Here is a 12610-nt window from a genome sequence, read left to right as displayed (position 1 = left end):
TCATTGCGCAGATTTTTTTGCGGTGCCTGCCCATATTAGCGCCGGTTTGTCGGCGCGGTGCTGTCGGCAGCGCGACCGCTTCGGCTATGATAAGCGCTTTGTTTGACGCGGCCTACCCGGGCCGAAGACCAGAATTCCAAGGATCCTATGAGCAAGCCCACTGCTGACACCGCTCCCAATGCCGCCAAAGGCGCGCCCGCCGTTCCCGTCAATTTCCTGCGCCCGATCGTGCAGGCCGACCTGGACTCGGGCAAGCACAGCAGCATCGTCACCCGTTTCCCGCCTGAGCCCAACGGTTACCTGCACATCGGTCACGCCAAGTCGATCTGCGTGAACTTCGGCCTGGCCAAGGAATTCGGCGGTGCCTGCCACCTGCGTTTCGATGACACCAACCCGGCCAAAGAGGACCAGGAGTACATCGACGCCATCCAGGAAGACATCAAGTGGCTGGGCTTCCAATGGACCGGTCCGGTGCGCTACGCCTCGCAGTACTTCGATCAACTGCACGACTGGGCCGTGGATCTGATCAAGTCGGGCAACGCCTATGTCTGCGACCTGACCCCTGAGCAAGCCAAGGAATACCGCGGCAACCTGACCGAGCCGGGCAAGAACAGCCCGTTCCGCGAGCGCAGCGTCGAGGAAAACCTGGACCTGTTCGCCCGCATGAAGGCCGGCGAGTTCAAGGACGGCGAGCGCGTGCTGCGGGCGAAGATCGACATGGCCTCGCCGAACATGAACCTGCGCGACCCGATCCTCTACCGTATCCGTCATGCCCATCACCACCAGACCGGTGACACGTGGTGCATCTACCCGAACTACGACTTCACCCATGGCCAGTCCGATGCCATCGAAGGCATCACCCACTCCATCTGCACCCTGGAGTTCGAAGGTCATCGTCCGCTGTACGAGTGGTTCCTCGACAACCTGCCGGTGCCGGCCAAGCCGCGCCAGTACGAGTTCAGCCGCCTGAACCTGAACTACACCATCACCAGCAAGCGCAAGCTCAAGCAACTGGTCGACGAGAAGCACGTCGAAGGTTGGGATGACCCGCGCATGTCGACCCTGTCCGGTTTCCGCCGCCGCGGCTACACCCCGGCCTCGATCCGCAACTTTTGCGAAATGATCGGCACCAACCGCTCCGACGGTGTGGTCGACATGTCGATGCTGGAATTCAGCATCCGTGACGACCTCGACCGCACCGCGCCGCGTGCCATGTGCGTGCTGCGCCCGCTGAAAGTGACCATCACCAACTACCCGGAAGGCCAGGTCGAGAACCTCGAACTGCCACGCCATCCGAAGGAAGACATGGGCGTGCGCGCCCTGCCGTTCGCCCGCGAGCTGTACATCGACCGCGACGACTTCATGGAAGAGCCGCCGAAGGGCTACAAACGCCTGGAGCCCGCCGGTGAAGTGCGCCTGCGCGGCAGCTACGTGATCCGCGCCGACGAGGCGATCAAGGATGCCGACGGCAACATCGTCGAACTGCTCTGCTCCTACGACCCCGACACCCTGGGCAAGAACCCCGAGGGCCGCAAGGTCAAGGGCGTGATCCACTGGGTTCCGGCCGACGCCAGCGTCGAGTGCGAAGTGCGTCTGTACGACCGCCTGTTCCGCGCGGCGAACCCGGAGAAAGCCGAAGAGGGCGGCAGCTTCCTCGACAACATCAACCCGGATTCGCTGCAGGTGCTCACCGGTTGTCGTGCCGAGCCGTCGCTGGGCAATGCCCAGCCTGAAGACCGCTTCCAGTTCGAGCGCGAAGGCTACTTCTGCGCCGACCTGAAAGACTCCCGTCCAGGCCGTCCGGTATTCAACCGCACCGTGTCCCTGCGTGACTCCTGGGGCAGCTGAGGAATTTTCGTGCTTAACATCTACAACACCCTGAGCAAAACCAAGGAAGTTTTCAAACCGCTGGACGGCAACAAGGTGCGGATGTACGTCTGCGGCATGACCGTGTACGACTTCTGCCACCTCGGCCACGGCCGCAGCATGGTCGCCTTCGATTTGGTCACCCGCTGGCTGCGTTACAGCGGCTACGACCTGACCTACGTGCGCAACATCACCGACATCGACGACAAGATCATCAACCGCGCCAACGAGAACGGCGAGACGTTCGACGCCCTGACCGCGCGCATGATCGACGCGATGCACGAGGACGAGCGGCGCCTGAACATCCTGCCGCCGGACCTCGAGCCGCGTGCCACCGACCATATCCCCGGCATGCACGCGATGATCCAGACCCTGATCGACAAGGGCTACGCCTACGCGCCGGGCAACGGTGACGTGTACTACCGCGTCGGCAAGTTCGTCGGCTACGGCAAGCTGTCGCGCAAGAAGATCGAAGACCTGCGCATCGGCGCGCGGATCGAAGTGGACGAGTCCAAGCAGGACCCACTGGACTTCGTCCTGTGGAAAGCCGCCAAGCCGGGCGAGCCGAGCTGGGCGTCGCCGTGGGGCGCGGGTCGTCCGGGCTGGCACATCGAGTGCTCGGTGATGTCCACCTGCTGCCTGGGCGAGAGCTTCGATATCCACGGCGGCGGCAGCGACCTGGAGTTCCCGCACCACGAGAACGAGATCGCCCAGAGCGAGGCCGCGACCGGCAAGCAGTACGCCAATGCGTGGATGCACTGCGGGATGATCCGTATCAACGGCGAGAAGATGTCCAAGTCGTTGAACAACTTCTTCACCATTCGCGACGTGCTCGAAAAGTATCACCCGGAGGTGGTGCGCTACCTGCTGGTGTCGAGCCATTACCGCAGCGCGATCAACTACTCCGAGGACAGCCTGCGCGACGCGAAAGGCGCGCTGGAGCGTTTCTATCACGCCTTGCGCGGCCTGCCGGTGGTGGCGCCGCAAGGGGGCGACGAGTATGTCGAGCGCTTCGCCGCGGCGATGAACGACGACTTCGGTACGCCGGAAGCCTGCGCCGTGCTGTTCGACCTGGTGCGCGAGATCAACCGTCTGCGCGAGAGCGATGCACAGACTGCCGCCGGCCTGGCGGGTCGCCTGCGTGAGCTGGCGGGGTTGCTGGGTGTGCTGCAACTGGACGCCGATGATTTCCTGCGTGCCGGTGCCGAAGGCAAGGTTGACGCGGCTGAAGTCGAAGCCCTGATCCAGGCGCGCCTGCAGGCGCGGACCGACAAGAACTGGGGCGAGTCCGACCGGATTCGCGATCAGTTGGCGGCCATGGGTGTGGTGCTGGAAGACAAGAAGGGCGAAACCACCTGGCGTCTGGCTGACTGATCCCGGCTTGGGGCGCAAGGCCCTGTAGGAGCGGGTTGACCCGCGATTGCGATAGTGACTCCACCAACGCAATCGCGGGTCAACCCGCTCCTGCAGGGACCGCGCTACACCTGGCCTCTGCAGTGCACCACCAACCGCGCACCACCCCACTCGCTTTCCCCCACCTCCAACTGATACCCGTGCAGGTCGACGATCGCCGCGACGATCGACAGCCCCAGGCCGAAGCCCGCATGGCGGTGGCCTTCCTCACTGCGGTAGAAGCGTTTCAATACCGTCTCGCGTTCCTCTTCGGGAATCCCCGGACCGCTGTCTTCCACCGCGATATGCACGCCATCGGCATCGCTGTCGGCGCTGATGCGCACCCGTCCGCCGGCCGGGGTGAATTTGATGGCGTTGCCCACCAGGTTGGCCAGGGCCTCGAACAGCAGTTCATGGTCGCCGAACAGCGCCGGTAGCGGTTCGGCGACACGCAGTTCAAGCGCGATCTCGCCATCTTCCGCCAGCGGCAGGTAGAAATCGTGGAGCTCTTCCAGCAGCGCCCGGGCCTGCAGTTCGACGAAGCCGGCGCGGCGTTGGCGGTCTTCCAGTTCGCTGATCCGCAGCAGCCCGCGGAAGCGCGCCATCAGCGTGTCGGTCTCGGCGATGGCCTGTTCCATCGCCTCGGCCTGCGGCGCGTCATCGCCGGCCTGCTGGCGGATGCGGTAGAGCTGGGCGCGCAGGCGGGTCAGCGGGGTGCGCAGGTCGTGGGCAATGTTGTCGCAGACGCCCTTGACCTCGTGCATCAGCCGTTCGATACGGTCGAGCATGGCGTTGACGATGGCGGCGAGCATGTCCAGTTCGTCGCGCCGTTGTGACAGCGGCAGGCGTCGGGTCAGGTCGCCGGCGACGATCTGCTCGGCGGTGGCCTGGATTGCCCGGATCCGCTTCAGCGGACGGCGTCGCAGCCAGTACCAGCCGGCGATGCCGGGAATGATGGTCAGCGACAGGCCCCAGAGCAGGGCATGCAGAATGATCCGGGTGACCACGAACAGCGAGCCGTTGTCCCGCATCAGTACCAGCCAGCGACCATCGTGGACCTTGATCGCCACGGCGTCGCAACTGTCTCGCGGCAGGCGCGGGTCGTCGGCGTCGAGACAGCGGCTGATTTCATGGATGCGCCCGTCCAGGCCCAGTTCGGCGGGCATCTGGCGGATCTGCCCGCCCAGAGGGTTGAACTGCGGATCGAACAGGCCGTAGGCGTCGAAGCTGCGTTCTTCGAAGGCCTGACTGGCGATCAGCGCGTCATCCAGTTGCTTGCCGCTCATGTGGGCGAACAGGTGCTGGCGTTGCAGCAACGAATGACGGGTGAGTTTGTTCAGGTAGCTGGAAACTTCGAAATACAGCACCCCCATGAGGATGCTGCTCCAGGCCACGAACAGAAAACTGTACAGCGCCAGCAAGCGGCTGGTTGACGAGCTCCAGCCTTTAGACGGGTTCGGCAATGGCATAGCCGGAGCCCCGCACGGTGCGAATCAGCGGTGTCTGGCCGGGCGCGTCGATCTTCTTGCGCAGGCGACCGATATGCACGTCGATCAGGTTGGTGCCGGGGTCGAAGTGATAGCCCCAGACTTCCTCGAAAATCATCATCCGGGTGATGACCTGGCCGGCGTGACGCATGAGGAATTCCAGCAATTTGTATTCGGTGGGCAGCAGGTTGAGCGACTGCTCGCCGCGCCGGGCTTCGTGGCTGATCAGGTCCAGTTGCAGGTCGGCGACCTGCAGGCGGGTCTGGGTCATCGGCACGCTGTTGCGCCGCAGCAGCACCTCGACGCGGGCGGCCATCTCGTCGGAGGCGAAGGGTTTGGTCAGGTAGTCGTCGCCGCCGGCACGCAGGCCGCGGACCCGTTCATCGACATCGGAGAGGGCGCTGATCATCAGGATCGGCGTGGCGATCTTCAGGTTGCGCAGGGTGGTGACGATGGTCAGGCCATCGACCTCCGGGAGCATCCGGTCGACGGTGATCAGGTCGTAGCCACCGGCGATTGCACGGGCCAGACCTTCGCGACCGTTGTCGACCCAATCGACCTCCAGGCCGTGGCTGGAAAGTTCGGCGACGATTTCCTGGCCAGTGACGGCATCGTCTTCGATAGTCAGTACGCGGGGCATGCTTTTACCTGGGCGGCGGGTGGAGACTCGATTGTGCCAAAGAATAGACAGCGCCCGTCCTAAAGAAAAATTCATGTAAGAAAGCCGCTGAGCGGCGACCTTGCTGTGTGGAAAACAGCCTGATCGCCGCTCAGCGGCTTTTTGTCCAGCTATCGGACTATCGAGGGAAGAGCGTCAGGCGACCTTGACGATCCAGCCCGCTGGCGCTTCGACGTCACCGCTCTGGATGCCGGTCAGCTCGTTGTAGAGCTTCTGGGTGACCGGGCCGACTTCGGTTTCGCTGTGGAACACGTGCAGTTTGTCGTTGTACTGGATGCCGCCGATCGGGGTGATGACCGCGGCAGTACCGCAGGCGCCGGCTTCCTTGAACTTGGCGATTTCGTCGATCAGCACATCGCCTTCGATGACTTTCAGGCCCAGGCGCGAGGCGGCCAGTTCCATCAGCGACAGGCGGGTGATGCCTGGCAGCACGGACGCCGATTTCGGGGTGATGAATTCGTTGTCGCCAGTAATGCCGAAGAAGTTGGCCGAACCGACTTCCTCGATCTTGCTGTGGGTCATCGGGTCCAGGTAGATGGCATCGGCGAAGCCGGCTTTCTTGGCTTCGGAACCTGGCATCAGGCTGGCCGCGTAGTTGCCGCCGACCTTGGCCGCGCCGGTGCCTTGTGGTGCGGCACGGTCGTAGCCGGAGATCACGAAGTTGTGCGGGGTCATGCCGCCCTTGAAGTACGAGCCGACCGGGATGGCGAAGATCGAGAAGATGAACTCCGGCGCGGTCCGCACGCCGATGTTGTCACCGACGCCAATCACGAATGGACGCAGGTACAGCGCGCCCTTGCCGTGTGGCGGCACGAAACGTTCGTTGGCCTTGACCACTTGCTTGCAGGCTTCGATGAAGGCTTCGGTCGGCACTTGCGGCATCAGCAGGCGAGCGCAACTGCGCTGCATGCGCAGGGCGTTCTGGTCAGGGCGGAACAGGTTGATCGAGCCGTCCTTGCAGCGGTAGGCCTTGAGGCCTTCGAAGCACTGTTGGCCGTAATGCAGCGCGGTGGAGCCTTCGCTGATGTGCAGGGTGTTGTCTTCAGTCAGGGTGCCCTGGTCCCACTCGCCGTTACGGAAGTAGGAAAGGTAGCGCTTGTCGGTCTTGATGTAGTCGAAGCCCAGCTTGTCCCAGTTAATGCTTTCGTTGCTCATGGCACCCTCGATCGGTTGGCAAATGCCTGAATGGTCAGGCCACGCATCTTGCGCAAGCAGCCACGATAATACATCCCGTGCGGATCGGAAACGCCTCCGGGCAGATTCCCGCCGCAAGGGCTGGTCGTGCCGCGGGTCGCGGGGGGAGGGCGAGCGGGTTTATCGCGATCGAATGGGCGCGATAAAGTTATTAAGTTCGGGGTGTTATTTATAGTCGATATACGTTTGAAGTCTTGATCCAATACTCATGATTTCAATGAGTTATTTGAGCTTTTTATTACCGGGGCGGCCGTTACGCTGGAGTGCCTGTCAATGTGATAAAGGCCGCTCTAATGTCTGAAGTTATGGGTGCTGCAACGGCGTTGGTAAATGAAGACTCTGCGGAAAGTGAACACTTCGCTACGGTCGAAGGCAAGATTCCCGACTGGCTTAAACAGGCCTCTTCGCAAACCCGCCGAGCATTACGCGAGGCACATGCCACCGCGCCGTCCTGGTTCGAACAGGCTCGGCTACGCCGCCCGGACGTTGCCCGCCAGATGCAGGACATCTACGCCGGTCATTGGCGCGACGAACAACAGGTCAATCAAGTGCTGGCGCATTTGCCGACAGCCGAGGTGTTTGCCGAACCGCTGCTCAAGGCGGCAATCAAGGAGGCGTTCGGGCTGGATCTCGAGGTGCGCACCAGCTATTTGTTCCATGCCCGGCGCGCCGCCGTGGAGGTTCCCTTCGAAAGCCTCTCGCAAGATCCGGCCGTGTTGGCGCAGCGGCTGTTGAAGGCGGCCACCCAGTCATTGCTCACCTCGGCATTACAGAACTTCGAGGCCTGGGAAACGGTGGCGGGGGCAATGGACAACGGGCGCATTGCCAGGGCGGCGATTTTCTCCGCGTACCCGCTTCACGGGGTGGAGATTGATGGCCCGGTAATCGATATCGCCCCTGAACGGTTCGCGGCATTGTGCCGGAGCCTCGATTTGGGTGGCCAATATCAAGCGCTGATACAGGCGACGCTCAATCCTGTTTCCAGACCTGGCGATACCGCGACAAACCCGCGCGATCTTTTCCAGCGTTTCGAACAATCGGCCTTTGAACTTCAAGTGCAGATTGCCTATTTAAAGAACGCCATCAGCCAAACGACGCAGTTGGCACTGATGGCGCTGGCGAAAGAGACGTCCCTTGAACATCCTCGTTGCAGTTATTTGCAACTTTGGGACGTGAGGTTGACCGGCGTCGTGGTCTTTCGCCTGGGCCGGGAAACGCACGCTGGTGTGGAAAACCTGGTGGTCTACCTGCCCGATGATCCGTATAACCCGCTGCGCGAATATGACTCGTCGGTGCAGTTTCTCCATGTGCTGCGCGAGAGCATGTTGCAGCCAGGCTACCTGGACTTTTTCCAGCGCTTCGTCCCCGCGCGCCACCGCGGCGTGGTGTTCGGCAAGCTTGACCAGGCGTTCCATCCAAAAATCTGGAACAGCCAGTTTGGCTGGTATGAGCCGACTCTGGACCGCGAGGCGAGGCTGCACCTGAGAGATGAAGCCTTTTCCGGGACGTTGATCTTCCGGCTGTGCGAGCAAAAAGCTGCCGTGCTCAGGGACGACGGGCTGTTTCATGCGGTGCCGACCGCGGAGCAAGACCACAAGTCGCTGATGGATAAGCTGGCGTACTTTTTCGAAAAAGCCTTCGACGTCCTCAATATCGCCGCGTTCGTGGTGCCGGGCCTGGGCGAGGTGATGCTGGGCGTGATGGCCGCGCAGTTGAGTTATGAAGTCTATGAAGGTATCGAAAGCCTGGCTCAGGGCGAAAAGGACCAGGCCTGGGGCTACCTGATGGATGTGGTGGACAATGTGGCGCTGGTCGTCGCCTTGGGCGCCGTTTCTGCCGGGGGCGGGCGGATTCCCGCGGTGGCGGTGCCCGAGGCGGTGACGCCGATGCGGCCGGTGCGGCTGGCGGACGGCAGTACCCGCTTGTGGAAACCGGACGTGCGGCCCTATGCCCACGACATCGTCCTGCCCGCGGACCTCAAGCCCGACGCGCTGGGTTTGTATGAGTATCAAGGCAAGCAGTGGCTGGCACTGGACGGGCAGACCTATGCGGTCAAGCCGGAGCCGTACCGGCTGGAGCACCCCACTCGACCTGACGCGTATGAGCCAGGCGTGCGCCACAATCAGGCGGGTGCCTGGCTGCATGAGGCGGATCAGCCGCTGGAGTGGCAGGGCGTCAGGTTGTTGCGGCGGCTGGGCGTTGCCAGCGATGAGTTTTCCGATGAGGAAGCCCTTCGTGTCCTGCGAATCAGCGGCAGTTCCGAGTCGGTATTGCGCCACGCCTTGGCGGAAGGCCTGCGCCCGCCGGCCTTGCTGGTAGACACGGCGCAGCGTTTGAAACTCGACCGTGAGTCGGTGGCAGCCATCGGCGCAAGTGCTGCCGAGTCGCAGGGCGCCATCAGCGCGAGAAGAACCTGGTTCAACACGCGCTACCGGGCCCTTCGTCCGAGTGAGACGGCACAGGTGATTCAGCGCACGTTCCCCGGCTTGCCCACCCTGGTCTCCGAGGAACTGCTGCAGCAGGCAAGCCCCGCCGAGCTTGAGCGCCTGCGCACCGAGCAGCGGGTGCCCCAGCGGGTGGCCGAAGAAGCCCGCGCGTACCTGCAAAGTACTCGCCTGGCCCGTGCATACGAGGGCGTGTACCTGGAGTCGGTGTACAACCCCGACAGCGACAGGTTGCTGTTGCACACCTTGGAAACCCTGCCGGGCTGGTCGCCTCAGGTGCTCCTGGAGGTTCGCGATGGCACGTTTCATGGGCCGTTGATCGACAGCGTCGGCCCCGCCGATGCGCCGGTGCGCAAGGTGCTGGTAAAGCAGGGCGAGGGTTACCTGGCGCGTGACGCCGAGGGTCGGCACCTGCACGGCAGCGACGACTTCTACGCCGCGCTGTTGCACGCCCTGCCGGACCTGCAACGGGCTCAACTGGGATTCCCTCATGTCGGCCAGGGCGCGGCGCTCAAGCGGGCGGTACAGGCGCAGCCGCTGTTGCCGAGGCACGTGCTGCGCAAGGTGCTGAACATGCAGCCACTCAAACCGTCCAGCAAATCGCCGATGCGCCTTGCCGATGGCCGGTTTGGCTATCCGTTGAGCGGGAGAGGCGTGTTTCCCGGGGTCATCAGCGAAGACACGCTGCTGGACAAGATCCGCCTGCTCGAATTTCGCAGCGCCTATCCCGAAGAGGTGCTGAGGGCGCTGTATACCGCTGGCCTGGACCGTGCCGCCATCGACATCCGGTTGAACCAGTTGCTGGACGAGGAGCGCGCGCTACGCGGCAGTCTCGACGAGTGGGCGCTGGCCTCGTCCTCGATTACAGATCCGAATCCCATGCGGTTCATCAGTCGTAGAGACATTGGCGAGGCGATCTGTAATCACTGGGAAGCCAATAGCTTGCCCGAGCGCGGGGGGCCGGCGCCGTTGCTGCTGGAGCGTGTCGACCTGGCCGACTTTCCCGAGCAGCTACCGGACTTTTTCCATGAACGTGTGCAAGGCCTGGAGTTGAATGGCTGTTCCATCGGCATGGTCTGGAAAGAAGAACAGCTTTTTCTGTCGCGTTTCCTCAGTCGTTTCCCCCGCTTGACCTCCCTGGCCATGCGCCAGGGAACCATCAGGGATGTCTATCGGGTGCAGCGCGCTCTGGAAACCACGGAGCTGCACTTGAGCAATCTTGAGTTGACCGACATGGGCACCTTTTTCACCCAGGAACAGTTCGACCTTTTCGGCCGGCTGAATCTGCGGCGCCTGGACCTGAGTGGCAACCAGATGAGCTATCTGCGGCAGATCCAGACCGTCAACTTCGACCTGGATTACCTCGGGTTGAACCGCATGCATTTTGGCGTGTGGCCGCGCTGGCTCAACAGCGACACGCTGGGCACTATCGCCGAGGTGTCGTTGATGGATAACGAGATCACCATTCTTCCCGGCGATATTCTGGAAAATCATCCCGGAGCGCCTCGCTCCCGCCTGTCGCTCCAGGGCAATCCACTCTCGACCCAGACGATCAAGACACTCCGATTGAGCGAGGGTGCCGATAACCGGTTCAGCTTCGACCTGGATGTTCCCGTGTACCTGGAACAAGAACTGAATCGGCTGCTGCGAGAGCGTGAAGCATTGTCCGACATCCTTGAGCAGTGGGCCGAGGCGTCTTCGTCGGGCGCGCCCTTGAGCGCACAGCAGTCGATCATGCGCCGACGCATAGGCGACAACATTCTTGAGTTCTGGAGGGGCGAACCCACTGCATTGAACCATCGGGTTCTACGGCTCAATGAGATCGAGTTGGCTGAGTTTCCCCCGGCGCTGCCGAGCGCTTTCTATGAGGTCGTTTATCGGTTGGAGTTGGTGCGACCGACGCTGACCACACAACAGCTCAACCGGTTCTTGCGTTATTTCCCGAGGCTCGATGCGGTGACATTGACCGACCACGTCACGCCGCTGCTTGAACTCCCCGACGCGCTGCTCGAGTTGCCTGAGTTGAGGTCACTGTCGATTTGCTTCCAGGGTTTCACCATTGACCAGGCGGCCATAGAGTTTTTCGGGCGGATCACGAAACTGGCTAACCTGGAACTCGATGGCAACACGATGGGAACCGTTTTGGATGCCAGCCTACTGGGGCATCGCATTCCACTGCTGACCTTGAGCCTGAACGATGTCGGCCTGCAGTCCTGGCCCGCGTGGGTCGACCCCTTGCTGCCCGGATCGATAGACATGCTGTGCCTGGAAAACAACCAGATCCGCGAGTTGCCGGAATACCTTCTGGTCAATCTTCGCAGTGAAGTTGGCCACACCGATATCGTCCTCAGGGGCAATCCGCTGACCCATGAAATGATGGTTCGCGCCCATGTCTCCGAATCGTACAACCGACCTTACTCCTTCAATATGGATTTGCCGGATGAGATCCGCAGGCTGCCCCCTGAAAGCCATGATTCGGATTCGGAGGTGTCGGATTCCGATACCGAGAATTTCGGCCACTCCCATGGTGGTGGAATACAGGACGAGATGGTCAGCTCCATCGAGCCATGGCTGAGCGCCGCGGGCGACGAAGATCAACTGCGCCGCGGCACCTGGCAGCAACTTGACAGGAGCGACAGTGCGCGGGACCTGCTGGGGATGGTGGCGCACCTGCGCAATACCGCGGATTACCGGCGGGTGACGACGCGCCCGGAGTTGGTCGAGCGCGTATGGGGCGTGCTGGATGCGGCGGCTCGTGACCCCGAGTTGTGCCTGATCCTCAATGGCATGGCCGAGGAACCGCTACGCCAGGTGCAGAACTACGACACCTGCCCTGATGGCATCCGGCTGGAGTTCAACCAGATGGAAGTTCAGGTATACATCCGCCAATCGCTGCGCGATGTCTCCGAGCAGGACCGCGGGCAAACCCTCTATCGACTGACCCGGCGCCTGTACCGCTTGCAGGTGCTGGATGACATCGCGCGTCGGCAGGCCGGTAGCCGCGACGAAGCCGAGGTCCGTCTTGCCTATCGCCTGCATTGGGCCGAGCGCCTCGATCTGCCGGTTCCGCCGAGCAAGATGCTGTATCAGTCCCATGCCGATATCCGGCCCGGAGAGTTCGACAGCGTATTGCTCTAGGTTGAGCAGGGCGAAAGCGGCCAGGGCTTCATGGACTACGCTGCCCAGCGCGATTTCTGGGTGGAATACCTGCATGAAATGCACGCCGATCGTTTCAGGGCGTTGAAGGACGCCTTCGAAGCCCGGGTGCTGGAAGTGACCGATCTTTATCCCGGTGATCTTCCCGACCAGTTCAGCGCGAGGATCAAGGTATTGGAAGAGCAATTGGCCAGGGATGAACGCAGCCTGATCGAAGAGCTGAGCAACAGAGAAGGCCTGAAGTACGCATAGCGTTTGCGTGCATCCGTGGTCATATGAGCCGGCGATAAAAACAGGTGAGGAAGTTCTGCGGGATTGATTTCGCGGACATTCGCACCTGTTTTTTATTGCGCGACATGCGTTCGCGGGTCAGTACAGGGAACGTTTGAACA

7 protein-coding genes are annotated in these 12610 nt (G+C 62.1%); 4 read left to right on the top strand and 3 right to left on the bottom strand.

Annotation, left to right across the window (positions count from 1 at the left end; genetic code table 11):
• Nucleotides 1-147 precede the first annotated feature (147 nt).
• Both CKW37_RS20200 and cysS read left to right on the top strand, forming a co-directional pair.
• Nucleotides 148-1848, top strand: a complete 1701-nt coding sequence (locus CKW37_RS20200; protein ID WP_095157735.1) for a glutamine--tRNA ligase/YqeY domain fusion protein — start codon at nucleotides 148-150, stop codon at nucleotides 1846-1848.
• A 9-nt stretch (nucleotides 1849-1857) separates the two neighbouring features.
• The gene (gene cysS, locus CKW37_RS20195) at nucleotides 1858-3240 is read left to right on the top strand and encodes a cysteine--tRNA ligase (RefSeq protein WP_095157733.1); all 1383 of its coding nucleotides are present in this window, start codon (nucleotides 1858-1860) and stop codon (nucleotides 3238-3240) included.
• A 104-nt stretch (nucleotides 3241-3344) separates the two neighbouring features.
• On the opposite strand, the gene CKW37_RS20190 is transcribed toward cysS, so the two are convergent.
• From CKW37_RS20190 to CKW37_RS20180, 3 genes are all read right to left on the bottom strand, one after another.
• Nucleotides 3345-4727, bottom strand: a complete 1383-nt coding sequence (locus tag CKW37_RS20190) for a HAMP domain-containing sensor histidine kinase (protein ID WP_095157731.1) — start codon at nucleotides 4725-4727, stop codon at nucleotides 3345-3347.
• Complete coding sequence (locus CKW37_RS20185) at nucleotides 4705-5385, bottom strand: response regulator transcription factor (RefSeq protein ID WP_095157729.1); 681 nt, start codon at nucleotides 5383-5385, stop codon at nucleotides 4705-4707. The genes CKW37_RS20190 and CKW37_RS20185 overlap by 23 nt, the downstream gene beginning before the upstream one ends.
• 174 nt (nucleotides 5386-5559) lie before the next feature.
• A complete protein-coding gene (locus tag CKW37_RS20180; protein WP_095157727.1) occupies nucleotides 5560-6579 on the bottom strand; it encodes a branched-chain amino acid aminotransferase in 1020 nt (339 codons plus the stop codon).
• 332 nt (nucleotides 6580-6911) lie between these two features.
• Between CKW37_RS20180 and CKW37_RS20175 the strand changes: the two genes are divergently transcribed.
• Both CKW37_RS20175 and CKW37_RS20170 read left to right on the top strand, forming a co-directional pair.
• Entirely contained in the window at nucleotides 6912-12200 is a 5289-nt protein-coding gene (locus CKW37_RS20175) for a dermonecrotic toxin domain-containing protein (RefSeq protein ID WP_095157725.1), read from the top strand.
• A 30-nt stretch (nucleotides 12201-12230) separates the two neighbouring features.
• The gene (locus CKW37_RS20170; protein WP_095157723.1) at nucleotides 12231-12470 is read left to right on the top strand and encodes a hypothetical protein; all 240 of its coding nucleotides are present in this window, start codon (nucleotides 12231-12233) and stop codon (nucleotides 12468-12470) included.
• Nucleotides 12471-12610 lie beyond the last annotated feature (140 nt).

Source organism: Pseudomonas sp. Irchel 3E13 (assembly GCF_900187455.1).
Classification (GTDB): domain Bacteria; phylum Pseudomonadota; class Gammaproteobacteria; order Pseudomonadales; family Pseudomonadaceae; genus Aquipseudomonas.
The sequence above is the reverse complement of the archived record's forward strand: the minus strand, read 5'-3'. Positions and strand labels throughout refer to the sequence as shown.

What these genes read in the sequence shown, in the direction of transcription:
- CKW37_RS20200 (WP_095157735.1), top strand. Translation starts at nt 148, where the DNA reads ATGAGCAAGCCCACTGCTGACACCGCTCCCAATGCCGCCAAAGGCGCG.
- CKW37_RS20190 (WP_095157731.1), bottom strand. Translation starts at nt 4,727, where the DNA reads ATGCCATTGCCGAACCCGTCTAAAGGCTGGAGCTCGTCAACCAGCCGC.
- CKW37_RS20185 (WP_095157729.1), bottom strand. Translation starts at nt 5,385, where the DNA reads ATGCCCCGCGTACTGACTATCGAAGACGATGCCGTCACTGGCCAGGAA.
- CKW37_RS20180 (WP_095157727.1), bottom strand. Translation starts at nt 6,579, where the DNA reads ATGAGCAACGAAAGCATTAACTGGGACAAGCTGGGCTTCGACTACATC.
- CKW37_RS20175 (WP_095157725.1), top strand. Translation starts at nt 6,912, where the DNA reads ATGTCTGAAGTTATGGGTGCTGCAACGGCGTTGGTAAATGAAGACTCT.
- CKW37_RS20170 (WP_095157723.1), top strand. Translation starts at nt 12,231, where the DNA reads ATGGACTACGCTGCCCAGCGCGATTTCTGGGTGGAATACCTGCATGAA.